The organism is Polaromonas sp. YR568 (genome assembly GCF_943369415.1).
Lineage (GTDB): Bacteria > Pseudomonadota > Gammaproteobacteria > Burkholderiales > Burkholderiaceae_C > Polaromonas.
The window spans coordinates 28137-52195 of sequence record NZ_CALRNF020000001.1; the positions used below are offsets into that span (position 1 = coordinate 28137).

A 24059-nucleotide genomic window follows, 5' to 3' on the forward strand; every position below is an offset into this window, starting at 1 on the left:
CCCCGGCGGGCCATCACACGATGATCTGGGACGCGGCCGGTGCGGCGGCGGCTTCGGCCTGCTGCTGCTCGTACATGGCCTGGAAGTTGATTTCAGCCATGTGCACGGGCGGGAAACCGCCGCGCTGGATCACGTCGGCGACGTTGCCGCGCAGGTAGGGGTAAACGATTTGCGGGCAGGCGATGCCCAGGATGGAACCCATCTGCTCGGGCGGCACGTTGCGGATTTCAAAGATGCCGGCCTGCTTGGCTTCGACCAGGAACACGGTCTTGTCGGCGATCTTGGTCTGCACGGTAGCCGTGACGGACACTTCAAAAAGGCCTTCAGCAATGGGGGTGGCGCCGACGCCGAGCTGGATGTCCACGCTGGGCTGGTCCTGGTTCAGCAGGATTTCGGGGGAATTGGGCTGCTCCAGCGACACGTCCTTGAGGTAAACGCGCTGGATCTGGAATACGGGGTCAAGATTGGCTTCAGCCATGGTGTTCTTTCGGGTGCTGGGGAAAGTTGAGATTCGGATGCGCGGCAAGCCGGCGACCAACAAATGATTATATGGACCCCACGGTTGCTCACTTGGTGTAGCTCCCTGCCCCCCCGAGGGAGCCGCTGCGCCTGCGGTCTGGCGAAGCCAGTCCCGCGGCCCCGGCTGGTGGGGAGAGGAGCCCTCTAACGCTCAAGCGTTGTTGTTCAGCAGTGGCATCAAGCCGCCACGGCCGTCGAGGGCCATCAGGTCGTCGCAGCCGCCCACGTGGGTCTCGCCGATGAAGATCTGCGGCACCGTGCGCCGCCCGGTGATGTCCATCATCTTCTGGCGTTCGCCGGGGACCATGTCGACGCGGATTTCATCGAGCTCGGTGACGCCGCGCTGCTTGAGCAGTTGCTTGGCCTGGATGCAATAGGGGCAGGTGCCGGTGGTATAGATCTTGACGGTTTGCATGGTTTCTCCGGATCGGGCCGGCGTGAGCGCGGCGCGTGAAAGTGGATGAATCAGGACCGGCCGGGTAAGGCAGGTTTCATGCCTGCCTTGGTCCGACCCAACCTGTCTCAGGCCTTTTCAAGGGGAAGGTTAGCCTCTTTCCAGGCCTTGAGCCCGCCGCCCAGGGATTGGGCTTGCTCGTAACCGAGTTTTTTGGCGACGGCGACGGCGCGACCGGCGCGTGCGCCCGTGGCGCAAACCAGGATCAGGGGAAGGCCCTTGTTCTTGACCGTGGCGGGGAGTTTTTCTTCCAGTTCGCCAAAAGGCACGTTTTTGGCGCCTGTGACGTGGCCGGCGGCGAACTCATCGGCTTCGCTGACGTCCACCACCACCGCTTTTTCCCGGTTGATCAGCTGCACCGCGCCGCTGGCGGTCAGCGCGCCGGCGTTCATGGTGCTGGAAATCATGGGCCAAACCAGCATGCCGCCCGAGGCGAGCGCTATCGAAATCAGCATCCAGTTATCGATCAGAAATTTCACGGTATACCCTTTGTGTATTTTTCAGCTAACCCGTGATTTTAGAATGGAGGGAGAAATGGCCCTGCCGCCGGCCCTCCTTATTCCCCTCTTTCTTCCTTTTTTCTTCCTTTTTTCCACTCCTCATCCTTTCCGACCATGTACAAACTCGTGCTCATACGCCACGGCGAATCGACCTGGAACCTTGAAAACCGCTTCACCGGCTGGACCGACGTGGACCTCACGGAAACCGGCGTCGAACAGGCCAAGAACGCCGGCAAGCTGCTCAAAAGCGAAGGCTACGACTTTGACCTGGCTTATACCAGCGTGCTCAAGCGCGCGACCCGCACGCTTTGGCATACGCTGGACGAAATGGACCGCACCTGGCTGCCCGTGGTGCACAGCTGGCGCCTCAACGAGCGGCATTACGGCGGCCTGCAGGGCCTGAACAAGGCCGAAACCGCGAAAAAATTCGGCGACGAGCAGGTCCTGGTCTGGCGCCGCAGCTATGACACGCCGCCCCCGCCGCTCGAGGCCGACGACCCGCGCAGCGAGCGCGGCGACCCACGTTACGCCAAGCTGCAGCCCGGGCAGGTGCCGCTGACCGAATGCCTCAAAGACACCGTGGACCGCGTCCTGCCTTTCTGGAATGAATCCATGGCGCCCGCCATCAAGGCCGGCAAGCGCATCGTGGTGGCGGCCCACGGCAATTCCATACGCGCGCTGGTGAAATACCTGGACGGCATCTCCGACAGCGACATCGTCGGGCTCAACATCCCCAACGGCATCCCGCTGGTCTACGAACTGGACGCCGAACTGCGTCCGCTGCGCCACTACTACCTGGGCGACAGCGAGGCCGCGGCCAGGGCCGCTGCCGCTGTGGGCGCGCAAGGCAAGGCCTGAGATTTCACCGGTTGGAGGCCTGTTGGTGCGGCTTTGTGTAAAAGTCCTGTAAACAGCCTGCTGTTTCGCTTCTTTTTTCGTGCCGCGCCGCGCCAGGGGCGGAACTGTGGTGCCCGGCCTTTCTCCAAGGTGTATATTGCTTCCCATAGGGGGAACAAGGGTTCCCCAACAGGCTAACGAAGGTATTTTTATGGGTCAAAAGCTCAAAATTGCAGGCTGGATTTCAATTGGCGCCGTGGCGGGTGCCCTCACCACGGTGCAATTGCAGGCGGTGGCCCGCGCGGGCATCGCCCCGCTGCCGCTCGAAGAGCTGCAGCAGCTCGCCGCCGTTTTCGGCATGGTCAAGACCGATTACGTGGAACCGGTGGACGAGAAAAAACTCATCACCGACGCCATTTCCGGCATGGTGGCCAGCCTGGATCCGCACTCGGTTTACTTCGACAAGAAGTCCTTCAAGGAATTCCGCGAAGGCACGACCGGCCGTTTTGTCGGCGTCGGCATCGAGATCAGCCAGGAAGACGGCCTCGTCAAGGTGGTTTCGCCGATCGAAGGCTCGCCCGCCGACCGCGCCGGCCTCAAGCCCAACGACCTGATCACCCGCATCGACGACACCGCCGTCAAGGGCCTGAGCCTCAATGACGCCGTCAAGAAGATGCGCGGCGAACCCAAGACCAAGGTGGTGCTGACGATCTTCCGCAAGGACGAAAACCGCACCTTCCCGGTCACCATCACGCGCGAAGAAATCCGCACCCAGTCGGTCCGCAGCAAGGTGGTCGAACCCGGCTACGCCTGGATCCGCCTGAGCCAGTTCCAGGAGCGCACGGTCGACGACTTCGTGACCAAGCTCGAGCAGATCTACAAGCAGGAACCCAACCTCAAGGGCCTGGTGCTCGACTTGCGCAACGACCCGGGCGGCCTGCTCGATGCGGCCGTCGCGGTGTCTTCGGCTTTCCTGCCTGAAAACGTCACCGTGGTGTCCACCAACGGCCAGCTGGCCGAAAGCAAGTTCACCTACAAGGCTGCGCCCGAGTTCTACCAGCGCCGCAACGGCGCAGACCCGCTCAAGCGCCTGCCCGCGGCCCTCAAGACCGTGCCGCTGGTGGTGCTGGTCAATGAAGGCTCGGCTTCGGCCAGCGAAATCGTGGCCGGTGCGCTGCAGGATTACAAGCGCGCCACCATCATGGGCAACCAGACCTTCGGCAAGGGCTCGGTGCAAACCGTGCGGCCGCTGGGCCCCGACACGGGCCTGAAGCTCACCACGGCGCGCTACTACACCCCCAGCGGCAAATCCATCCAGGCGCGCGGCATCGTGCCCGACGTGATGGTGGACGAAACCGCCGAAGGCAGCCCGTTCGCCGCGCTGCGCACCCGCGAAGCCGATCTCGAGAAGCACCTCAACAGCGGCCAGGGCGCCGAAGTGAAGGACGCCAACCGCGAAAAAGCCCGCGAGGAGGCGCTGAAACGCCTCGAGGAAGAAGCCAAGAAGACGCCTGAACAGCGCCGGCCGCCCGAACTGGGCAGCGACAAGGACTTCCAGTTGGCCCAGGCCATCAACCAGCTCAAGGGCCGCCCCGTGCTGGTCAGCAAGACGGCCGTGGTCGAACCCAAGAACGAGAAAAAAGAAAATTAAGGTCGTAATGGAATAGGGATAGCGCCGGGCAAATACCGGCACCGTCCCTGTTTCAGCCTGTTTTCGCACTCTCTCCCGGTCTGCCCTGCCCTCGCGGCAGCCCTTCTTCCTTCCTATGACCGACGACCAGCTGCTCCGCTACTCCCGGCACATCCTGCTCGACGAAATCGGCATCGAAGGCCAGGACAAACTCCTCAAGGCACGTGTGCTGATCGTCGGGGCCGGCGGGCTGGGCTCGCCGGTGGCGCTTTACCTGGGCAGCGCCGGTGTCGGCCACATCACCCTCGCCGACCACGACCGGGTCGATGCCACCAACCTGCAGCGGCAAATCGCCCACACGCTGGGGCGTGTCGGTGAATTCAAGGCGGAATCCGCCCGCCAGGCCATTGCGGCGATCAACCCCGACGTCCAGGTCACGCCCGTCACGCAGCGGGCCGAAGGCGCGCTGCTGGACCGTCTCGTCAGTGAAGCCGACCTGGTGCTCGACTGCACCGACAACTTCACCACCCGCCACGCCATCAACCGCGCCTGCGTGAAACACCGCAAGCCGCTGGTGTCGGGCGCCGCCATCCGTTTTGACGGCCAGGTCGCCGTCTTCGACGCGGGCGATGAGCAGTCACCCTGCTACGCCTGCGTGTTCCCCGAGTCGGAACTGCTGGAGGAGGCCCTGTGCGCCACCATGGGCGTGTTTGCGCCGCTGGTTGGCATCGTCGGCAGCACGCAGGCTGCCGAGGCCTTGAAGCTGATTTGCGGTGTGGGTGAGGTGCTCACCGGGCGCCTGCTGATGCTGGACGGCAAGCGCATGGGGTGGAGCGAAATGAAGCTGGTGCGCAACCCCGCTTGCGCGGTGTGCGGCAGCGCCCACCGCTAAGCCAGTTTATTTGAGGGAAACGGCCGCCGCGGGAATGCGCGAGCCGGCGCTGGAGTTCGTGGCCTTGGCCAGGATGGCCTTGCAGTTTTCGTCCTGGCCCGGTCCGGTCTCAATGGTGGCGGCCAGCGCCAGCAGCGGATTGACCACAGCGAGCGCCAGTGCGATACCGGCCCGCCCGGCCAGCGCCCCCTTGTCGGGCCCGGCGGACGGCGAGGCAAAGGTGCCGCCGATTTTCAGCGGTGACCTCAGGCTCAGGATGCTCCGGTCCTTGGGCGCCGGGTCCAGGATCAGGTCCAGCGTTTCATCGGCCAGGTTGATGGTCCCGCGCCCGTTGATCACCGTGTCCGTGGTGTCCAGCACGATGGTCTTGGTCGTCATCAGGCCCTGCTTGACCTCGAAGGCGGCGGCCGCGCAGCGCAGCCGCACGTTGCGGTCGCCGCGCACCAGGAATTTGATGACCTCGCCGCCGTCCAGCCCCATGAACTCGAGCAGGATGTTGCTCATCTCGCCCTTGCCCATCAGCACGGCGACGTCGCCCGAAGAAGTGCCCAGCATCTGCGCCAGCGAATTGCCGCGCCCCTTGAGGTCGAACTGGCCGCTGATCTTGCCCAGGCTGCTCTTGGTGGTTTCCACCGCCGGGAAAAGCTGGTTGAGCTGCACGGCGCGCACATCGAGCCGCGTGCTGAAGCCGGCCGGCACCAGGTTGGCGTCAATGCGTATGCTGCCGGCCACCGTGCCGCCCGCAATGCCCAGCGATATCGGCTCCAGCTGCAGCACGCCGCCGGTCAGCTTGACGTGGACGCTGCCCTTGTCCAGCGGCAGCACTTGCACGTGCCGGATGTCGGCCGCGGAATACACGACGTCGGCGTTCATGGCTTTGAGCCGGGTGACGTCGAGTGTGGCGACGGGCAGCACCTTGCGCGACGATGCGCCGGTTTTGGTGACTTTCGCCGGTGCGGGCACGGATTCGGTCTTGGCAGCCACTGCATTCACGGGCGTGGGCCCGGCCGGCGGAGGCAACCCTATCACCGGCGCCAGATCGGCGAAATCCAGCACTTTGGACTGAACCTTGCCGGTCAACAGCGGCACCGCCGCCGACTGGTCGAAACTGAGCGCGCCGCTGATGTCGGAACTGCCCAGGGTGCCCTGGATCTGGGTGGCGGCCCAGACCTCGCCGTGTTTGGCCAGCTTGCCGCGCAGCTTGTAGGGCGGCGTGGAGGGCATCACCACGCCCAGCAGCTTGTAGAGCTCTTCCAGGTTGCGGCCCTGCAGGTCGAAGCTGGCATCCACCCCTGCGAGGTTCGCGAGATTGGCAATGGTGCCTTTGGCCTTGAGGCTGGTTTTTCCGGCGACCGCATTCACCTCAATCGGGAAGGGCGCCTCGATGTCCTTACTCAGTTGCAACACGCCGCCGGTGCGTCCGTTCGCGCTGAAGGCATCGTTTTTCCATTTGCCCGTAGCTTTGTAGCTCAGCGGCAGTTGGCCGGCCGTCTCCTGGGCCAGCGAAAAATCGACATGGATGTTCGCGCCTTGCGCCGCCGCCTGGTAGTCCACGCTGCCGCCGTCGATCAACAGCGCATCGATGCGGGGAATCGCGCCTTCATCGGAAGTGTCGCGCGAGAGGGCCCACGTCCGGCGGCCGTCGGGCTCCATCTGCAGACCGATCTCCGGTGCCGTGAGTGCGATGCGGGGCAATTCCACCTTCCCCACCAGAAGCGGGAACAGCTTGATGTCGAATTCGGCGGCGGCGGCCTTGACCAGATAGGGCTTGCTGGCCCACTCGGGGTTGGCGAATTCCACGCCGTCGGCCCTGACCGTGGTGGTCCGCCCCAGGCGCACTGAAAGGTGCTGCGTGATTTCAAAGCGCCTGCCGAGCTGGTCCGAGACATAGCGGTTGATGGGGCCGCGAAGCATGTCCCACGGGAAAAACACCACCACCACGACCAGCACAACCAGGACCGCGGCTATGCCGATAAGCCATCGCCGCAAAAGGACCGGGCGGGACTGTGTGTTGTTCATGAGTGGGCTGTTCGTGTTGTCTGCATTGCGGGCGGCACTGAAGCAGACTGAAGCAGCTTCGCCGTATGTTCCACTATCTGCTGAATCAGCCGACGCGACAGTCGGCAGGCGCCATGACACGCTGTGAGCATGTGCCTACAGTCAGCGAAAGTGTGGCTGAGGCGCACATCCTGCGCCGCCGTAGGAGTCATCCTACAAGGACTGGCCTTAGCCGCTGGCAGAATGAACTTTAATGAAAAGATACATTAGGAAACAAGAGACACTCGCACTATTGGGCCTTTCGTAATACTTCGAAAGCCGCGCGCCTCCTACCTGGACCTGAGCAGTGAGACTGAAAACGTACATCGTAGAAGACAATCCCACCATTCGTGAAAACCTGATCGGGACACTTGAGGAATTAGCACGCATTGATGCCGTAGGCACCGCTGAAACCGAAAACGAAGGCAAAGCCTGGTTGACCGAGAACAGCGAGGATTGGGATCTGGCGATTGTTGACCTGTTTTTGAAACAGGGAAGCGGCCTGGGGGTGCTGGCCGCCTGCAGGGATCGCCCGGCCCGGCAGAAAGTGGTGGTGCTGAGCAACTACGCCACGGCAGACATTCGCCAGCGTTGCGCCCAGTTGGGCGTCGATGCGGTGTTCGACAAATCCAATGAAATCGACGCCCTGGTGGACTATTGCATCCAGCAGAGCGTCGCCTTCGATTGAACTCAGTCGATCAGCTTGTTCTTGAGCGCGTAGTAGGTCAGGTCGCTGTTGGAGGAAAGGCTCATCTTTTCCATCACGCGCGTGCGGTAGGTGCTCACCGTCTTCACGCTCAGGGACAAGGCCTTGGCGATGTCGCCGGCTGTCTCGCCCTTGGCCAGCTTCAGGAACACCTGGAACTCCCGCTCCGACAACTGTTCGTGCGAAGCCACGTCATTGGGCCGGTTCAGCTGCTGCGCGAGCAGCTCCGCCACCGCCGGGGTGATGTAGCGCTTGCCCAGCGAGATCACGCGGATCGCGTCGACGATTTCGGACGGGTCGCATTCCTTGTTGAGGTAGCCGCTGGCGCCCTGGCGAATCAGGTTGACCGCGTAGTGCTCCTCGGGGTAGCCGCTCAGGATCAGGATGCCGACGTCGGGCGCCTTGGCGCGGATCATGGCCAGCGCGTCGATGCCGCTCTGGCCGGGCATGGACAGGTCCATGACCAGGATGTCGAGCTCCACGTTGCGGACCAGGTCGATGGCTTCGCGGCCGCTGCCGGCTTCGCCGACGACGCGCAAGTCCACCTGATCCGAGAAAAACTGCTTGAGCCCCGAACGCACAATGGCGTGGTCGTCCACAATTCCGATTTTGATCATGTCGCTGTCTTTCTATAAAGCCTGCACAAGCGGGCAATGCTGTGAAAAGAGGCGCCTTGAACCGGCGCCTGCTCTAATTTTCAGCATCCATTATTGACGAATTCTTCACCGAAGTACCAAACGGAGTTTGCCGTGAAACCATTTGCGATACCCAGAATGGCCATCAGCCTGCCCTTGGCAGTGCTGGCTGCCGCCTTCCTCATCTTCATCAATGAGGCGAGTTTCCGCAAGTCTACCGAGGCGGCCGCCAACATTGAAGAGGCCCAGGTGACCCGCGGCGCCATCAATAAACTGCTGCAGCACATGCTGGACGCGGAAACCGGCCAGCGCGGCTACCTGCTGACGGGCGACGGGCGCTACCTGGAGCCCTACAACACGGCCCTGGGCGACATCGGCTCCAACCTGGACGCACTGCGCCAGCTGTTCACGCCCTACCCGGAGCAGCTCGCCGAATTCGCGCTGATGTCGCGGCACGTCTCGCGCAAGCTGGCCGAAATGGACCTGAGCGTTCGCATGCGCAAAGAAGGCAATGAGGAGGCCTGGAAGTTCGTACTGACCACCGACGTGGGCAAGGAGCACATGGAGGCCATCCGCGAGCAGTCCGCGAAGCTGGCCGCCAGCAGCGTCAGCAAAATGGAACAGGGGCAGGAACAGATCCGCAGGACGCTCCAGCTGTCGCGCATCGGCGTGGCCGCCATGGCGCTCGCCGGCCTGCTGGCCTTCTACATGTACCTGCTGCAGACCAAGGCGCTGCTGGCCTCCGGCCGGCGCGAGCAGGAGTCCCTGCAGCGCGAGCGCGACTTCCTCGAGGTGCAGGTGCGCGAGCGGACCGCCAACCTGGCCGAGCTGGCCACTCACCTGCAAAACGTACGTGAAGACGAGCGCGGCCATCTGGCGCGCGAACTGCACGACGAACTGGGCGCGCTGCTGACGGCGGCCAAACTCGACGTGGCCCGCCTGAAGTCGCGGCTGGCGGGCAACCTGCCGGAAGCCGCCGAACGGCTGGCGCACTTGACCAATACGCTCAACAGCGGCATCGCGCTCAAGCGCCGCATCGTGGAAGACCTGCGGCCCTCGTCGCTGTCGCACCTGGGTCTCGTGGCCTCGCTGGAAATCCTGGCGCGCGAGTTCGAGGAGCGTTCGGGACTTTCCATCACCACCGACCTTGAAACCGTCGAGCTCGGCGGTTCCGCGCAGCTGACCGTCTATCGCCTGGTGCAGGAGTCGCTGACCAACATCGGCAAATACGCCGAAGCCGAACAGGCGGAGATCAGCCTGCACAACTTCGACGGCTACATCACCGTGGAAGTCAAGGACAACGGCAAGGGCTTCAAGGTCGGCAGCGTGGGCGCGGGCAGCCACGGCTTGGCCGGCATGCGGCATCGCGTGGAGGCGGCAGGCGGGCGCCTCACCGTCACCAGCACCGAAGGCGAAGGCACACTGATCTCCGCAGTGCTGCCCAAGACGCTTTGACCTCAGCGTGAGGCCGGCGCGGCAGCGCCGCGCAACAAGGTGTCGGCCCCCTCCTACAGGGCATGGCCGCGCGAACTGACACAGGCACACGCTGGCAGCCGATGAGGTAAATCAGGGGCACTCACTAAGCTTGGCACAAGGCCGCTTCAAGCGAAGCAAGGCCGCCAACGCCACAGAGCAAGGAGCCCAAGATGTTGCACTATTCCGTCGTTTTTCTGGTGATCGCACTGATTGCCGCCGTGTTCGGTTTCGGCGGCATTGCAGCCGGGGCCGTCGAGATCGCCAAGATCCTGTTTTTCATCTTTGCCGTGATGGCGGTGGTGAGTTTCGTGATCAGCCTGTTGCGCAAGAACTGACGGCCCAGCGTTTTCGCCGGAGCCTTCTGCATGAGCCGCGTCACCCGGTGACCCGGCTTTTGTTTTCCCTCCCTCCTCTTTCCTTTCTTCCATTCCCTCAACTCACCAAGGACCCGACCATGAACACCCAGACCGCCGCCAACACCGCACGCCAAACTTCCGATGAGTTGCTGCAGACCGCCGAAAAAGCCGTTGACAGCACGCGCAGCTATGCCAACAACGCGCTCGACAAGGCCGAGAACAAAGTGCGCGACCTGCGCGGCAGCGTCGACCCCGTGGTCGACATGCTGGCCTCCAAGGCCCAGCACCTGGCGCGCCAGAGCCTGGACCTCGCGGCAGAAGCCAAGGAGCGCGCACAGCGTTCGCTGACCAACGCGTCGGCCGCCACTTCGCGCTATGTTGCCGACCAGCCCCTGCGCTCGGTGCTGATCGCCGCGGCCGTCGGTGCCGGTGTCGCGCTGCTGATTGCCTCGGCACGCAACCGCAGCCAGAACCGCTACTGATCCGCCGCTACCGCCCGAATTGCCGACACCGAGACCATCGCGCCCCATGATCCATCCCCTCTTCTCCACCATCGTGCAGCGGCCTGACCTGGTCGTGGACCACCTGTCGGCGTATGCCGCGCTGTTCCAGGAAGAGGCTTCGAACGCGGGCACCGACCTGGTCGCGCGCGCCGTGGCCTGGGTTGTGGCCGTGGTTGCGGCGGCGATATTCCTGAGTCTGGCGGGAACGGCCGTGATGCTGGGCATGCTGCAGAACCAGTTCCATTGGGCGCTGGTCGCGGTACCCGGCATTGCGCTGGCCATTGTGGTCGTTGCCGTGCTGCGTGCGCGCAAGCCGTCCGCAAGCGAGCGCTTTCCCGAGTTGAAAGCCCAGATCGACAGCGACGCCCGCGCCTTGCGCATGGCCGCGTGAGCCCCGCATTGACCGAGACCGCCATGGCAACCCTTACCGCTCCCACGCCGCAGGAAAGACTGGCGAACAGCCGCAAGGCCATCGTCAGGCACATGAGCCGCGAGCAATCGCACGACGAGGAGACGCAGGAAGGCACCGGGCAAGACGATGCGGCGCACACCGGGAGCGGCGGGACCTGGGGCATCTTCAGGCAGGCCATAGGCGCCTGGTGGCACCACCATCCGGTGAGCGTGGCGTTCAGCCTGGCCCGGCCGATGATCGGCAGATACGCCGAGGAAAAACCACTGCAGCTGCTGGGCATCGCCGCCTTGGCGGGTGCCGCGGCTGTCGTACTCAAGCCCTGGCGGCTGGTATCGCTGGGCAGCGTGCTGCTGGCCACGTTCAAGTCGTCGGAAATTTCCGGCGCCCTGCTGTCCATGCTCTCGCGCCCCCCGCAAGACACCGAACAACCCCAACAAACACAGAGAACACGATGAACAACCCCGTGATTTCCAAACCACCCCAGGCCGATACCGGCGGGCTGGTGCTCGACGAAACCGGCCTGGACGCGGCGCGCAAGAGTCTTGCCGACGGCGCCATCACGCCGGCCTACGGCCCGCACCGCGACGCCATCGTCAAGCTGCTCAACGACGCGCTGGCGACCGAGCTGGTCTGCGTGCTGCGCTACAAGCGCCACTATTTCACGGCCAGCGGCCTGTCGTCGCCGGCCATCGCGGATGAATTCCTGGTGCATGCCAATGAAGAATCGGGCCATGCCGACCGCATTGCCCGTCGCATCGTCCAACTGGGCGGTGAGCCCGATTTTTCGCCGGACACATTGCTGCAGCGCAGCCATGCCGACTACGACGAGTCCACAGACCTGAAGACCATGGTGCGCGTGAACCTCGTCGCCGAACGCATCGCGGTGGAAACCTACCGCCAGATGATCGCGCTGATCGGCGACAAGGACCCCACGACGCGGCGCCTGCTGGAAGACGTTCTCGCCGATGAGGAAGAGCACGCAGACGAGCTTAAAGACTGGCTGGACAAATAACCGTTACCGCAGGCCGGTGGGCGTGGTGCCGCCCACCGGCAGGCTTTTTAAACCTTGCACTAAACCATTGACATCAACCCAAAGAGGAAAACAATATGAAATACGCTCGCGCAATTGCATTCGCCGCCCTGGCAGGCATCACCATCATCAGCACCGGCTGCGCTGTCGGGCGTGGTCAATCCACCGCCGGTGAATACGTCGACGACGCCGCCATCACGACTTCCGTGAAGGCCAAGTTCGTTGAAGACAAAACCGTGGCAGCAACTTCCATCAAGGTGGAAACGCTCAACGGCACGGTCCAGCTGTCCGGCTTCGCCAAATCCAGCGCGGAAAAAGCCCAGGCTGAAAACATTGCCCGCAACACGAAGAACGTGAAAGCCGTTCGCAACGACATCGTCGTTCGTCCTTAAGCGGCTCTGACAAGCCCCGGCAGCCGCAAGGCGGCCGGAAAAGGCAGGCATGGGATTTCCATGGCCTGCCTTTTCTACGTCCGGGCTTTATCAGGTGCGGGAGCGAGGCAAAAAGAAACGCCGCCCGCTTCCGTCAGGAAACCGGGCGGCGAACGGGACGGCACCTGGCCATCCGGCGCAGTTCGGCGTTTAACTTGCGGCCTTGATCACCAGCTTGTTGTCTACTGAATTGACGCCCTTGACCGCCTTGGCGAGGCTGGTGGCTTTTTCGCGGGCGGCTTCCGTGGGCGCGGAGCCGTTGAGGGTTACCGCGCCGTTGCGGGTATCCACGTTGATCTTGAGCGCGCTCAGGTCGGGATCTTTGGCCAAGCCGGCCGTCACGGTCGTGGTGATCGTCAGGTCGTCGATTTTTTCACCTGCTTTGGCGGCCATGTCCTTGCCGGAGGCTTCAGCGCTTTGGGTCGCGTTTTTCATTGCGGTGCCGGCGCTGGCCATTTCGCTGGCGGCTTTGGCTTTCGCCTGGGCGGCTGCCTCTTCGGTTTTGGCAATGGCCGAGTCGAGCTGCTGGCCGGCGGTTTTTCCGTCGTCCTGTTTGTTGCAGGCTGTCAGCACCAGTGCCAGGGACAGCGCGCTCAGGACTGCCAGCGGCCGGAAGGCCTGGCCTGGCCGCACAGGATTGGAAAGGGTTGGGATCATGATGGCTCCTTGGTGATTGTGCGAAAGCCCGGCATGCAGGTCAGGCGCTATGGATGGCGAAGTGAAATTCGCGCACATCCACTCTAGCCAGCCACATCGGCACTGCACAGCGCCAACGGCTGAAACAGCCGTAGGACAAGGGACAGGGCCCGCGCTGGGCCGTTAATAGCAACTGCCGTGCTGCCGGCGAAACTGCGCGGGATACACCGGTGGCGCGCCGCTGGATGGTGAAAAAATCCCCAGCCCCGCCGCCCGGGCACGCCGCTGCTCCACGGCGTAAGGGCCTGCATTGGCGCGGTGGCGATAAGACCACGCCAAACCCTGCCTCACCATCCAAAGCCCCGTGTCCTCGCCCCGGAGCGTGACTACCGCAAGCAGGCGGCCGTAATCGTCATGGCGCCGGCCGTGCACCGCCACGCGCTGGCCCAGCACCCTGCGCATGAGCGCGTCGCGGGAGGCGGTGCCGCCGGCCTGGCAGATTTCCGGCGCATCTATGCCTTCGATGCGAACATTGACGGGCTTGCCGCCGCCTGGCGGCCTGACCCGGACGGTGTCGCCATCGACCACATAGGTGACCACGCCGGACCAGGCGGGCAATGAGCGCTTGGCCGGCGGCGATGCCTGGGCCGGGAGCCACGCGCCCGCCAGTGCGGCCAGCGCGAATACGCGTAAACAGGAAAACATTGAGACCCCTCTGCGGCAGGCAAGGGCTCTGAATATACTGGACAAATAGACAGCACTGCGCACGCTCCCCCGCGGAATCTCAGGCCGTGATGATCCAGCCTTCCAGCGCATCCATCTCCAGCGGCAGGCCATAACGCGGCGCGCCTTGCTGCATTGCCCAGGCCGCCTGCATCAGGCACAGCACGGCGTCCAGGCTGTCGCCGCTGGCGTCGTCGGCCAGCGCGTCGCGCTGGGCGTGGCTGACCTTGAGGCGCAACCCCAGCCGGGTTTGCCCGTTCTCCAGCGCGGTGATCAGGTCCTTGCGCGCAATCAGCCGCTCCGGCGTCTGTTTGGCCTTGTCGTCGCTCTTGTATGAGCGGCTGCCGAGCACCTCGCGTGCAAGCAACCCGGGGTAACCTTCCAGCGCGACGCGGCGGGTGTCGCCGTCATGCAGGCCAGGCAGGTGCACGCCGGCCGCCAGCAGCCGCGGCACGCCGGCATGCAGCATGTAGGCCACCGGGGGGTTGACCCATTTCATCGAGGGGCTGGAGCCGGCCGGGCCGTCGGCCGCGCGATGGGCGAATTTCCGCCCGGCGGGGCGCGCATCGCAAAACGCGGCAAAGGCTTGCCGGATGTCGGCGCGGCTCAGTACGGCGTAATGCGCCATCAGTGCGGGCCAGGCAAGGGGCCAGCCGAGATGCTCCACCAGTTCGCGCGGCAGGCCGAACGGAAAATCGAAAGCGCCCAGCCAGCCGGTAGTCTGCTGCAGCCAGGCCTCAAAAGCATCCAGCGATTCGAGGCGCTCCAGTTTCGTGAGCTGGACGCGTTCGTTTACGCGGGTCCCACAGGCCAGGACAATGGGCTTCCTGCGCGTTGGAGCGCTGGAAAAATCACATCCAATCAGTAAAGGCGTCTCAAGCGGCATGGCGGTATTTTGCTGTCAGCCCAGCGCCAGTGCCATCACACCCGCGGCAATCAGGACAGCGCCCAGCAGCCGCTGCAGGCGGTCGCCTTCACCGAGCAAATGCCCGCCGATCAGCGCGGCAAACAGCATGGAAACTTCACGCGCCGGCGCCACATGCGACAGCGGTGCCACCTGCATGGCATACAGCACCAGCACATAGGAGACCGGGCTGATGGCGCCGACCATCAGCGCGTACTTCCACTGCCGGCGCCACAGCGCGGCTGCGGCTGGCCGGTCACGCAGCACAGCAGGCGCGAGCACAGCTACCCGCACAAAATTTCCCAGGTAATCAACCAGGATGGGCGACATCAGCAAGAACCTCACGCCGTACCCATCCACCACGGTGTAGCTGGCAATGAAGGCGCCTGTGAGCAGGCCGTAAGCCATGCCTTTGTGCACGCGGCGGCGCTGTGCCGGGTCATGCGCCGCACTCAGCAGGCCGGGCCCGCCCGCAATCAGGAACACGCCGCCCACCACACCGGCAATGCCGGCCACGCCCACGGCGGAAATCTGCTCGCCCAACAAGGTGATGGCTACCAGCGAGGAGAGCAGGGGCCCGGAGCCGCGCGCCAGCGGGTAAACCACGGTCAGATCGGCTTTTCGGTAGCCGCGCAGCAGAACCACGTAATACAGCACGTGCAGCACACCGCTGACCGTGACAAGGGTCCATTCGGTCCAGCCCCACTGTGGCAACACCCCCCAACTGGCCCACAGGCCAACCGGCGCCCAGATGAACATCATCATCACGCTGGTGAAAAAGGCAAAGCGGGCATCCCCTCCCGCCTTTTTGGCGGCAATGTTCCAGCTGGCGTGAATCAGGCCGGCAAGAACAATCAAGGCAAGGGCGGAAAGGGGCACCCGTCAAGCCAACACAACAAGGCTGCAGTGCAGCATGAAGCGTTTCCTTACCAGCCAGGGCCGCGGAACCGGCTTCGCCGGGCCGCAGGCGCAGCGCCCCTCCTCCTCGAAGCCAGGGGCAGCGACTGCCGCAGGCTCGCAGCGGCGGAGCGTGGGGGGCAAAATGTTCAGACGCGCCCGCAGATGGAGGCGGTGGCCATCAGGTCTTCGAGCAGCGCGTACGAGACCTTGCCGGAGACGGAATACGGGTCGAGCTCGGCTTTTTCGGAGTACTTCAGCAGGATGGAGTGGTTGAGCTTGGAGAGGTTGACCTGCCCCATGGTCCAGCCGCCGAAACGCCGCTCGGAGATTTCCTCGAAGTGCAGCAGCACCACGTCCTTGTGGCGGGCGTCGTGCTGGATATGGCCGAACAGGTCGCTGACCGCCGTGCGCCCGCCTTCGATAGCCTGAAGGAAGATGCCGCCGCCGTAACAGAGGATGCCGGTGATGCCGGTGGCCGGGTTGTGCTGGCGCGACTGCGACAGGATGCCCTCGATGGCCTCCGGGCTGGTGTCGACGGCGCGGCTTGCGTAAAGTAAACGTACCAACATGGTTAGCCCTTTTGCGGAATCAGTGCGAGGAATTCGCGGCGCAATGTCGAATCCTTGAGGAACACGCCGCGCATGACCGAGTTGATCATCTTGCTGTCCATGTCCTTGACGCCGCGCCAGGCCATGCAGTAGTGGCTGGCCTCCATCACGATGGCCAGGCCGTCGGGCTGGGTCTTTTCCATGATGAGGTCGGCCAGTTGCACCACGGCCTCTTCCTGGATTTGCGGGCGGCCCATGACCCATTCGGCCAGGCGCGCGTATTTGGACAAGCCGATCACGTTGGTGTGCTCGTTGGGCAGCACGCCTATCCAGATCCGGCCTATGACCGGGCAGAAGTGGTGCGAGCAGGCGCTGCGCACGGTGATGGGCCCGACGATCATCAGCTCGTTGAGGTGCTCGGCGTTGGGGAATTCGGTGATGGTGGGCGGGGCCACATATCGGCCCTTGAAAACCTCGTTGAGGTACATCTTGGCCACGCGCCGCGCCGTGTTGTTGGTGTTGTGGTCGCCGGCGGTGTCTATGACCAGGCTGTCGAGCACACCCTGCATCTTGACCTCGACTTCGTCCAGCAGCTTTTCGAGTTCTCCAGGCTGGATGAACTGGGCGATGTTGTCATTGGCGTGAAAGCGCTTGCGTGCCAGGGCCAGCCGTTCGCGAATCTTGACGGAAACGGGCGTACCCTCGTCTGTCGCGTCCTGGGGGGGCGTGTCGGATTTCATAAGCATGCCAGATATTACCAGCCCGCCCTCCCGGCGTCTTGTCCGGAATCCGACAGGGTCTTTGGCTTTTTACCCTTTCCGCATGGGCAAACCCAGCTATCAATTTAGTAGCTGACCGCAGGCCGCATGCCCCTGGCCGTCAGTAGCGCTGCCTGGCTACCAGCAAAGCCAGCCGCACCAGGGCATAGGCCACCCACCCCCGCAGGCGCTGGCCCAGCGGCCTGTGGCTGTGGGCCGCTGGCTCCATGCGCCGTCCCTGGCTCACCATGGCCTCGCGCAATATGCCCGCAAGGCCTTCGGCAAAGGCCTTGTCCTCGACCACCACATTGGCTTCGCGCGCCAGCAGCAGGCTCAAGGGATCCAGGTTGGACGAGCCCACTGTGGCCCAGTGCCCGTCCACCACGGCGACCTTGGCATGCAGGAAGCCGGCTTCGTATTCATGGATCTCCACGCCCGCATCCAGCAGCGCGCCGTAAACCGGCCGCGCCGCGTGGTACTGCATGAAGTACTCGTAGCGCCCCTGCAGCAGCAAGGTGACGCGCACGCCGCGCCGCGCGGCCCCGATCAGCGCGCGGCGAAGCTTGCCGCCCGGCAGGAAGTAGGCGTTGGCGATGATGACCTCGCGATGCGCCTTGCCGATGGCCTTGCGGTAGGCGCGCTCTATGCTGCTGCGGTTGCGCAGGTTGTCGCGCAGGATCAGCGCGGCCTTGGGGCCGGCCGGGCCGCTGCCGTTGGCCGCCGCAAGCGGCGTGGTGCCGGTGCGCCCGCCGTAACCCGCGGCCTTGAATTTTTCCCAGGCCGCGTTCATGTGCCGCTGCCGCGCGCTGTAGCCCGCCTGCACGCGCCACCACAGCAGCGCCATGGCATCGGCGGCTTCCACGGCCAGCGGCCCTGTGGCGGCCACGGCGAAATCGACACGCGGAGCCTGAAGCTCGCCGTGGTTGGGATCGTAAAAATCGTCGAGCACGTTGATGCCGCCGCAAAACACCGTGTGCTGGTCGACGACGCAGAGCTTGCGGTGCAGGCGGCGCCAGCGCTCCGGCACCAGCAAGCTCAGCCCGTTCAGGCCCGTGCCCAAGGGCGAGTACACGCACCAGTCGACTTTGGCTTCAGCGAATCTTTCGCGCCACTGCGGCGGCAAAGGGCTGGTGCCTATGCCATCGACCAGCACCTGCACCGTCACGCCGCGCCCGGCCGCGCGAACCAGTGCCTCGGCTACCTCGGCCCCGGCGCCGTGGAAATCGAAGATATAGGTTTCCAGCTGTACCCAGGTTTGCGCCGCATCGAGCGCCTTCACGAGCGCCGGGAAAAAATCCCGGCCGCCCTGGAGCAGTTGCAGCGCGCCGGTCTTTTGAAGTGCAAGCATGGCCGGTGGCGTTCGTCCCCTATGGGGTGGAAAGTGGGCAAAGAATCCACCCCCATTTAAACCGACTGGCCGGTGTTTGCCAATCCCGTAAAACGCCCGTCACAAAGTGTTGCGCCTGGGTACCTTCAAGACAAAAAATTCGGCAGCAGCAACACCGCTTCGGCGTTCGATGGGGAAAAGCACAGGTCGGCGGCCGCATGCTGCGGCAGCCATTGCCAGGCGGTGTGCTCCCGGGGATTGAGCTTCACCTCTCGCGCTTGGGGCAGGCACAGGCTGAAGACATGCTCGGTGTTGCGAACGACCCCGGGCGCATAGCGATGGCGCCAGACCGGGTAGATCTCATACACATTGGAAAGGCCCCAGTCGCGGAATCGGCCGGGTGCGGCGGCGATGCCGGTTTCCTCAAACACCTCGCGCATCGCCGTCTCCAGCAAAGGCTCATCGACGGTGTCTTTGGACCCCGTGACGCTTTGCCAGAAGCCGGGGTTGTCGGCGCGCTCTATCAGCAGTACCTCGCGCCGCGGCGTGTGGATGACCACCAGCACCGATTCGGGGATCTTGAAGGCTTTCAAGGCATCCCCTCTCCGGGCCGGCGGTTGGCGCGCCGTTTAGACGGGCTGCGGGTTGCGCAGGCGGATGTGCAGTTCGCGCAGCTGCTTTTCGTCGACCGGGCTGGGCGCGTGCGTGAGCAAGTCCTGCGCGCGCTGGGTTTTCGGAAAAGCGATCACGTCGCGGATCGACTCTGCCCCCGTCATCATGGTGACGATGCGGTCCAGGCCGAAAGCGAGGCCGCCGTGCGGCGGCGCGCCGTACTGCAGCGCGTCCAGCAGAAAGCCGAACTTTTCCTGCGCTTCCTCGGGGCCGATTTTCAGTGCGCTGAACACCTTGCTCTGGACTTCGGCGCGGTGGATACGGACCGAGCCGCCGCCCAGTTCCCAGCCGTTGAGCACCATGTCGTAGGCCTTGGCGATGCAGCGGCCCGGGTCGGTGTCCATCCAGTCTTCGTGCCCGTCCTTGGGCGCGGTGAAGGGGTGGTGCACGGCGCTCCAGCGCTGGCCGTCCTCGTCGAATTCGAACATCGGAAAGTCCACCACCCACAGCGGCTTCCAGCCCTTGGTGAAGAGGCCGGTCTTCTTGCCGAACTCGCTGTGGCCGACTTTCAGGCGCAGCGCGCCTATGCTGTCGTTGACGATCTTGGCCTTGTCGGCGCCGAAAAAGAGGATGTCGCCGTTCTGCGCGCCGGTGCGCTTGAGAATTTCGGCGATGGACGCGTCATGCAGGTTCTTGACGATGGGGCTTTGCAGGCCGTCGCGGCCCTTGCTCACGTCGTTGACCTTGATCCAGGCCAGGCCCTTGGCGCCGTAGATTTTCACGAATTCGGTGTAGCCGTCGATCTCGCCGCGGCTCATCTCGGAGCCGCCGGGCACGCGCAGGGCCACCACGCGGCCGCCCACGGCCGTCGCCGGTGCGCTGAAGACCTTGAAGTCCACGTCGGCCATGACGTCGGTCAGTTCGGTGAATTCCAGGTTCACGCGCAGGTCGGGCTTGTCGGAGCCGAAGCGGTGCATGGCATCGGCGTAAGCCATGACGGGGAACTCGCCCAGGTCGGTGGCCAGCACGGTCTTGAAGATGTTGCTGATCATGCCCTGGAACAGGTCGCGGATGTCCTGCTCGCCCATGAAGGACGTCTCGATATCGATCTGCGTGAATTCCGGCTGGCGGTCGGCGCGCAGGTCTTCGTCGCGGAAGCACTTGGTGATCTGGTAGTAGCGGTCGAAGCCGGCCACCATGAGCAGCTGCTTGAACAGCTGCGGGCTTTGCGGCAACGCGAAGAACATGCCTTCGTTGACGCGGCTGGGCACCAGGTAGTCGCGCGCGCCTTCGGGCGTGCTCTTGGTCAGCATCGGCGTTTCGATGTCGATGAAGCCGTTGGCGTCGAGGAACTTGCGCGTTTCCATGGACACGCGGTAGCGCAGCATCAGGTTGTTCTGCATGTAGGGGCGGCGCAGGTCCAGCACGCGGTGCGTGAGGCGCGTCGTCTCCGACAGGTTGTCGTCGTCGAGCTGGAAGGGCGGCGTGACGCTGGGGTTCAGCACGATGAGCTCATGGCACAGCACTTCGACCTTGCCGCTCTTGAGGTTGTCGTTGGTCGTGCCGTCGGGGCGTGCCCGCACCACGCCCTTGACCTGCACGCAGAACTCGTTGCGCACGCCTTCGGCGGTCTTGAACATGTCGGCACGGTCCGGGTCGCAGACGACCTGGACGTAACCTTCGCGGTCGCGCAGGTCGATGAAGATCACGCCGCCGTGGTCGCGGCGGCGATTGACCCAGCCGCACAGGCTCACGGCTTGGCCCATGAGGGCCTCGGTCACCAGACCGCAATAGTTGGAACGCATTTGGGAAACGATGGCCATAAAAATACTCGAGCTTTCAGCGCCTATGGGGCAGTTTTCGCCGTTTAAAGCGGAGGGGTCAGGGGCAGGGTCGCGGGCAGCGGCGCAGGTTTTGCGGGCACAACGACACCCATGGAAATCACATAGGTCAGGGCTTCATCGACACTCATCTTGAGCTCGATACAGTCGCTTTTTTTCAGCATCACGAAGTAGCCGCCGGTGGGGTTGGGCGTGGTCGGGACATAGACGCTCAGGTAGTCGCCCTGCAGGTGGTTGACCACGTCGCCGCCGGGCGTGCCGGTCAGAAAGCCTATGGTCCAGACACCTTCACGCGGCCACTGCACCAGCAGGGCCTTGCGGAACGCGTTGCCGTTTTCCGAGAACACCGTGTCGGAGACCTGCTTTACGCTGGAGTAAATGGAGCGCACGATGGGGATGCGGCTCAGGAAGGAGTTGCCCCAACGGACCAGCTTCTTGCCGAAGAAGTTGCTGGCGATGGCGCCCATCAGCAGCACGATCAGCAGCGTGAGCAGCACGCCGAAACCGGGGATGTGGAAACCCAGCAGCTTGTCGGGATGCCAGGCGCCAGGCAGGATCAGGAGCGTCTGGTCCAGCGTGCCGACGATCCAGTCGAGCACCCACAGCGTGATCGCCAGCGGCACCAGCACCAGGAGTCCGGCCAGAAGCCATCGGCGGATCGAAGCCATCACGAAGACGTCTTGGAGGAATTGGAGGAAGAGTCGCCGCCCGAAGTCTTGGCAGGCGCGGCCGGTGCGGGGGCTGGAGCAGCAGCCGCCGCGGTGCTTGCCGGTGCGGATGCAGCTGCGTCGGCAGCCTTGCCGGCGCCCGCTTCAGCACCGTCGGTCTTGGGCGCCGGCGCCCCGGTGGTGTTGCCGCCGCGGAAATCCGTCACGTACCAGCCCGAACCCTTGAGCTGGAAACCCGCGGCCGTGACCTGCTTTTTGAATGTGGGCTGGCCGCATTGCGGGCACACCGTGAGCGGCGCGTCGGAGATTTTTTGCAGAGCGTCCTTGGCATGCCCACAGGACTCGCATTTATAGGCGTAGATTGGCATAGTGCTTAAGGCTTTGAGGGGCTGTCCCGGGTATTGGGAAATTCCCGGGAAATCTGCCTGGGAAAGGCTCCCAGATGCAAAGCCTTCAATTATAGGCCGTTGGGGGCCCTCCCCCTGACGGTTTCAGGGCTTTAGAAGAGCCGGACCCGCAAGACGATCTGCATGGCGATCAGCCCCAGAACAAAGCCCAGACCACCGTAAATCAGGCCCTGCAGCAGCTTGTTGGTGCGTTTTTGCTCGTACAGCAGCGCTTCAAGCTCCCGGCGATTGATGCCGGGAGGCGATTTCAGGTATTGGGACAGCAGCCGCGGCAGGCCCGGCAGCAGCTTGGCGTAAGCCGGCGCTTCGGCCTTGAGCTGCGCCAGCAGTTTTTCGGGGCCGACCTGCTCCAGCATCCATTTCTCGAGAAAAGGCTTGGCGGTGCTCCAGAGGTCCAGGTCCGGATCCAGTTCCCGGCCCAGGCCTTCGATATTGAGCAGGGTTTTTTGCAGCAGCACCAGCTGCGGCTGGATTTCAACGTGAAAGCGCCGCGAGGTCTGGAACAGGCGCATCAGCACCATGCCCAGCGAGATTTCCCTCAGGGGCCGGTCGAAATAGGGTTCGCAGCAGGCGCGGATGGCCGCTTCCAGCTCGTCCACCCGCGTTTCGGGGGGCACCCAGCCGGATTCGAGGTGCAGTTCGGCCACGCGCTTGTAGTCGCGCTGGAAGAATGCGCTGAAGTTCTGCGCCAGGTATTCCTTGTCGACCTCGGTCAGCGTGCCCACGATGCCGAAATCCAGCGAAATGTAACGGCCAAAGGTTTCCGGCGCCAGGCTCACCTGGATGTTGCCTGGGTGCATGTCAGCATGGAAAAAGCCGTCGCGGAACACCTGGGTGAAGAAGATGGTGACGCCGTCGCGCGCCAGCTTTTTCATGTCCACGCCGGCGTCGCGCAGGCGCTGCGCCTGGCTGATGGGAACGCCCTTCATGCGCTCCATCACCATGACGTCGGGCATGCAGAAGTCCCAGACCATCTCGGGGATCATGACCAGGTCGATGTTCTGCATGTTGCGGCGCAGCTGGGCCGCGTTGGCCGCCTCGCGCAGCAGGTCCAGCTCGTCGTGCAGGTACTTGTCGAATTCGGCCACCACTTCGCGGGGCTTGAGGCGCTTGCCGTCGGAAGACGCGCTCTCTATCCACCCGGCCATCATGTGCATCAGTGCCAGGTCTTTTTCAATGGCGGGCAACATGTTGGGCCGCAGCACCTTGACGGCCACTTCGCGGCCGTTCGGCAAGGTGGCGAAATGTACCTGGGCAATCGAGGCGCTGGCGATCGGCGTGTGCTCGAAGCTCGCAAAAATGCGGTCCAGCGGCCGGCCGAAGGCTTTTTCGATGATGGCGACCGCGATCACCGAGTCAAAAGGGGGCACCCGGTCCTGCAGGCGGGCCAGCTCATCGGCGATGTCGGGCGGCAGCAGGTCGCGCCGGGTGGACATCACCTGGCCGAACTTCACGAAAATGGGGCCCAGGCTTTCAAGCGCTTCGCGCAGGCGCGCACCGCGCGGCGCCTTGAGGTTGCGGCCCACCGAGACAATGCGTGTCAGCAGGCGTATCCAGGGGCGCTCGAAACTGGACAGCACCAGTTCGTCCAGCCCGAACCGCAGCATGGTCCAGACGATAAAGATGCCTCGAAAAAGCCGCGTCATGCAGAGGCCTTCGCGGCCGGGGCGCCCTCGCCTGCCGGTGCGGGGCTTGCCGGCGCCGTCGCCGGAGTGGGTGCCACGGACGCGCCGGGGGCCGGGGACAGCGGTGTCCTGGCCAGGAATTGCTTGAGCCCTTCAAACAGGCGGCGCCCGGCGTCGGCCGCCGCATGGGCGGGCGCGTCGCCGATCAGGCGCGACAGGTCTTCCTCGGCATCCCAGCGCAGGTTCTCGGCCAGCCAGCCGAGTTCGGCGGCGAGCTGCACGTCGCCCTCGATCTTGACCGGCGGCGGCTTGCCGGCCAGCACGGATTGCATGACGGTGAGGGGTGATTCGGTGGCGACGGCCAGCGTGAGGTCCGGCTTGGCGCCGGTTGCGGCGCGATCCACCAGGCCCGCCGGCGTTACCACCAGGTCAATCGAAAACAGGCCCCAGCGCAGGTGCACCACGCGCCCCTTTTGCCGCAACAGGCGGTCTTGCGCCTGTTTTTCCTGCATCAGCACATGGTTCAGGAACAGCACCAGCCGCTGCTGCCCCTCATCCACCACCCAGGCGGGCGGCTGAAAACGGGTGGCAATGGATTCCAGAAATGAAAAAGGGGTCGTGGTGTTCATACGACCCCGATTCTGACATGGCCCCCGCAGTCGCGCACTTAATGGCGTAACCCTGTGGAAAGG

Annotated in this window: 29 protein-coding genes; 11 read left to right on the forward strand and 18 right to left on the reverse strand. The window is 64.0% G+C overall.

Annotated features, from left to right (window positions below; genetic code table 11):
• Window positions 1-13 precede the first annotated feature (13 nt).
• The 3 genes from secB to ACLV74_RS00135 form a co-directional block, all read right to left on the reverse strand.
• Window positions 14-478, reverse strand: coding sequence for a protein-export chaperone SecB (secB, locus tag ACLV74_RS00125; RefSeq protein ID WP_411877332.1), 465 nt, complete (start codon window positions 476-478; stop codon window positions 14-16).
• A 192-nt stretch (window positions 479-670) separates the two neighbouring features.
• Entirely contained in the window at window positions 671-934 is a 264-nt protein-coding gene (grxC, locus tag ACLV74_RS00130) for a glutaredoxin 3 (protein WP_411877333.1), read from the reverse strand.
• 107 nt (window positions 935-1041) lie between these two features.
• Window positions 1042-1452 (reverse strand): rhodanese-like domain-containing protein, encoded by a 411-nt coding sequence (locus ACLV74_RS00135; RefSeq protein ID WP_411877334.1) that lies wholly within the window; start codon window positions 1450-1452, stop codon window positions 1042-1044.
• A 135-nt stretch (window positions 1453-1587) separates the two neighbouring features.
• On the opposite strand from ACLV74_RS00135, the gene gpmA reads away from it, so the two are divergent.
• The 3 genes from gpmA (at window position 1588) to ACLV74_RS00150 (ending at window position 4832) form a co-directional block, all read left to right on the forward strand.
• Window positions 1588-2331, forward strand: coding sequence for a 2,3-diphosphoglycerate-dependent phosphoglycerate mutase (gene gpmA, locus ACLV74_RS00140; RefSeq protein WP_411877335.1), 744 nt, complete (start codon window positions 1588-1590; stop codon window positions 2329-2331).
• 190 nt (window positions 2332-2521) lie between these two features.
• Window positions 2522-3961, forward strand: a complete 1440-nt coding sequence (locus tag ACLV74_RS00145) for a S41 family peptidase (protein WP_411877336.1) — start codon at window positions 2522-2524, stop codon at window positions 3959-3961.
• A 115-nt stretch (window positions 3962-4076) separates the two neighbouring features.
• Window positions 4077-4832: a HesA/MoeB/ThiF family protein gene (locus tag ACLV74_RS00150; protein WP_411877337.1), complete on the forward strand. Its 756-nt coding sequence runs from the start codon at window positions 4077-4079 to the stop codon at window positions 4830-4832.
• A gap of 6 nt (window positions 4833-4838) precedes the next feature.
• On the opposite strand, the gene ACLV74_RS00155 is transcribed toward ACLV74_RS00150, so the two are convergent.
• Window positions 4839-6851 carry an AsmA family protein gene (locus tag ACLV74_RS00155; protein ID WP_411877338.1) on the reverse strand — a complete coding sequence of 671 codons (2013 nt, stop codon included), beginning with the start codon at window positions 6849-6851 and terminating at the stop codon, window positions 4839-4841.
• 325 nt (window positions 6852-7176) lie between these two features.
• Between ACLV74_RS00155 and ACLV74_RS00160 the strand changes: the two genes are divergently transcribed.
• A complete protein-coding gene (locus tag ACLV74_RS00160) occupies window positions 7177-7557 on the forward strand; it encodes a response regulator (RefSeq protein WP_411877339.1) in 381 nt (126 codons plus the stop codon).
• A 2-nt stretch (window positions 7558-7559) separates the two neighbouring features.
• Here the strand turns inward: ACLV74_RS00160 and ACLV74_RS00165 are convergent, their stop codons facing one another.
• Window positions 7560-8192 carry a response regulator transcription factor gene (locus tag ACLV74_RS00165; protein WP_007867910.1) on the reverse strand — a complete coding sequence of 211 codons (633 nt, stop codon included), beginning with the start codon at window positions 8190-8192 and terminating at the stop codon, window positions 7560-7562.
• Between the two features lie 156 nt (window positions 8193-8348).
• Between ACLV74_RS00165 and ACLV74_RS00170 the strand changes: the two genes are divergently transcribed.
• The 7 genes from ACLV74_RS00170 to ACLV74_RS00200 all read left to right on the forward strand — a co-directional run bounded on the left by ACLV74_RS00170 (window position 8349) and on the right by ACLV74_RS00200 (window position 12379).
• Entirely contained in the window at window positions 8349-9665 is a 1317-nt protein-coding gene (locus ACLV74_RS00170; RefSeq protein WP_411877572.1) for a CHASE3 domain-containing protein, read from the forward strand.
• A gap of 191 nt (window positions 9666-9856) precedes the next feature.
• Window positions 9857-10021, forward strand: a complete 165-nt coding sequence (locus ACLV74_RS00175) for a DUF1328 domain-containing protein (RefSeq protein WP_007867921.1) — start codon at window positions 9857-9859, stop codon at window positions 10019-10021.
• A gap of 119 nt (window positions 10022-10140) precedes the next feature.
• Window positions 10141-10524, forward strand: a complete 384-nt coding sequence (locus ACLV74_RS00180) for a hypothetical protein (RefSeq protein WP_411877340.1) — start codon at window positions 10141-10143, stop codon at window positions 10522-10524.
• Between the two features lie 46 nt (window positions 10525-10570).
• Window positions 10571-10936 (forward strand): hypothetical protein, encoded by a 366-nt coding sequence (locus tag ACLV74_RS00185; RefSeq protein WP_411877341.1) that lies wholly within the window; start codon window positions 10571-10573, stop codon window positions 10934-10936.
• A 23-nt stretch (window positions 10937-10959) separates the two neighbouring features.
• Window positions 10960-11412 (forward strand): hypothetical protein, encoded by a 453-nt coding sequence (locus ACLV74_RS00190; RefSeq protein WP_411877342.1) that lies wholly within the window; start codon window positions 10960-10962, stop codon window positions 11410-11412.
• Window positions 11409-11969 carry a bacterioferritin gene (locus ACLV74_RS00195; RefSeq protein ID WP_411877343.1) on the forward strand — a complete coding sequence of 187 codons (561 nt, stop codon included), beginning with the start codon at window positions 11409-11411 and terminating at the stop codon, window positions 11967-11969. Before ACLV74_RS00190 ends, ACLV74_RS00195 begins: the two co-directional genes overlap by 4 nt.
• Before the next feature lie 95 nt (window positions 11970-12064).
• Entirely contained in the window at window positions 12065-12379 is a 315-nt protein-coding gene (locus ACLV74_RS00200) for a BON domain-containing protein (protein ID WP_411877344.1), read from the forward strand.
• Window positions 12380-12568: 189 nt separating this feature from the next.
• On the opposite strand, the gene ACLV74_RS00205 is transcribed toward ACLV74_RS00200, so the two are convergent.
• From ACLV74_RS00205 to ACLV74_RS00265, 13 genes are all read right to left on the reverse strand, one after another.
• Complete coding sequence (locus tag ACLV74_RS00205; protein ID WP_411877345.1) at window positions 12569-13075, reverse strand: BON domain-containing protein; 507 nt, start codon at window positions 13073-13075, stop codon at window positions 12569-12571.
• Window positions 13076-13237: 162 nt separating this feature from the next.
• Window positions 13238-13759 (reverse strand): thermonuclease family protein, encoded by a 522-nt coding sequence (locus tag ACLV74_RS00210; protein WP_411877346.1) that lies wholly within the window; start codon window positions 13757-13759, stop codon window positions 13238-13240.
• A gap of 79 nt (window positions 13760-13838) precedes the next feature.
• Entirely contained in the window at window positions 13839-14663 is an 825-nt protein-coding gene (locus tag ACLV74_RS00215; RefSeq protein ID WP_411877347.1) for a DUF429 domain-containing protein, read from the reverse strand.
• Between the two features lie 15 nt (window positions 14664-14678).
• The gene (locus ACLV74_RS00220; RefSeq protein WP_411877348.1) at window positions 14679-15560 is read right to left on the reverse strand and encodes an EamA family transporter; all 882 of its coding nucleotides are present in this window, start codon (window positions 15558-15560) and stop codon (window positions 14679-14681) included.
• Window positions 15561-15727: 167 nt separating this feature from the next.
• Entirely contained in the window at window positions 15728-16150 is a 423-nt protein-coding gene (locus tag ACLV74_RS00225; RefSeq protein WP_411877349.1) for a BLUF domain-containing protein, read from the reverse strand.
• Window positions 16151-16152: 2 nt separating this feature from the next.
• Complete coding sequence (folE, locus tag ACLV74_RS00230; RefSeq protein WP_411877350.1) at window positions 16153-16875, reverse strand: GTP cyclohydrolase I; 723 nt, start codon at window positions 16873-16875, stop codon at window positions 16153-16155.
• A gap of 133 nt (window positions 16876-17008) precedes the next feature.
• Window positions 17009-18235 carry a cardiolipin synthase ClsB gene (gene clsB / locus ACLV74_RS00235; protein WP_411877351.1) on the reverse strand — a complete coding sequence of 409 codons (1227 nt, stop codon included), beginning with the start codon at window positions 18233-18235 and terminating at the stop codon, window positions 17009-17011.
• A gap of 125 nt (window positions 18236-18360) precedes the next feature.
• Window positions 18361-18807, reverse strand: coding sequence for a dihydroneopterin triphosphate diphosphatase (gene nudB / locus ACLV74_RS00240; RefSeq protein WP_411877352.1), 447 nt, complete (start codon window positions 18805-18807; stop codon window positions 18361-18363).
• A 36-nt stretch (window positions 18808-18843) separates the two neighbouring features.
• Entirely contained in the window at window positions 18844-20649 is a 1806-nt protein-coding gene (aspS, locus tag ACLV74_RS00245; RefSeq protein ID WP_411877353.1) for an aspartate--tRNA ligase, read from the reverse strand.
• 44 nt (window positions 20650-20693) lie between these two features.
• Window positions 20694-21335 (reverse strand): DUF502 domain-containing protein, encoded by a 642-nt coding sequence (locus tag ACLV74_RS00250; RefSeq protein ID WP_411877354.1) that lies wholly within the window; start codon window positions 21333-21335, stop codon window positions 20694-20696.
• Window positions 21335-21703, reverse strand: a complete 369-nt coding sequence (locus ACLV74_RS00255) for an FmdB family zinc ribbon protein (RefSeq protein WP_411877355.1) — start codon at window positions 21701-21703, stop codon at window positions 21335-21337. The genes ACLV74_RS00250 and ACLV74_RS00255 overlap by 1 nt, the downstream gene beginning before the upstream one ends.
• A 131-nt stretch (window positions 21704-21834) precedes the next feature.
• Window positions 21835-23388, reverse strand: a complete 1554-nt coding sequence (gene ubiB / locus ACLV74_RS00260; RefSeq protein ID WP_411877356.1) for a ubiquinone biosynthesis regulatory protein kinase UbiB — start codon at window positions 23386-23388, stop codon at window positions 21835-21837.
• Window positions 23385-23996: a hypothetical protein gene (locus ACLV74_RS00265; protein WP_411877357.1), complete on the reverse strand. Its 612-nt coding sequence runs from the start codon at window positions 23994-23996 to the stop codon at window positions 23385-23387. The genes ubiB and ACLV74_RS00265 overlap by 4 nt, the downstream gene beginning before the upstream one ends.
• Window positions 23997-24059 lie beyond the last annotated feature (63 nt).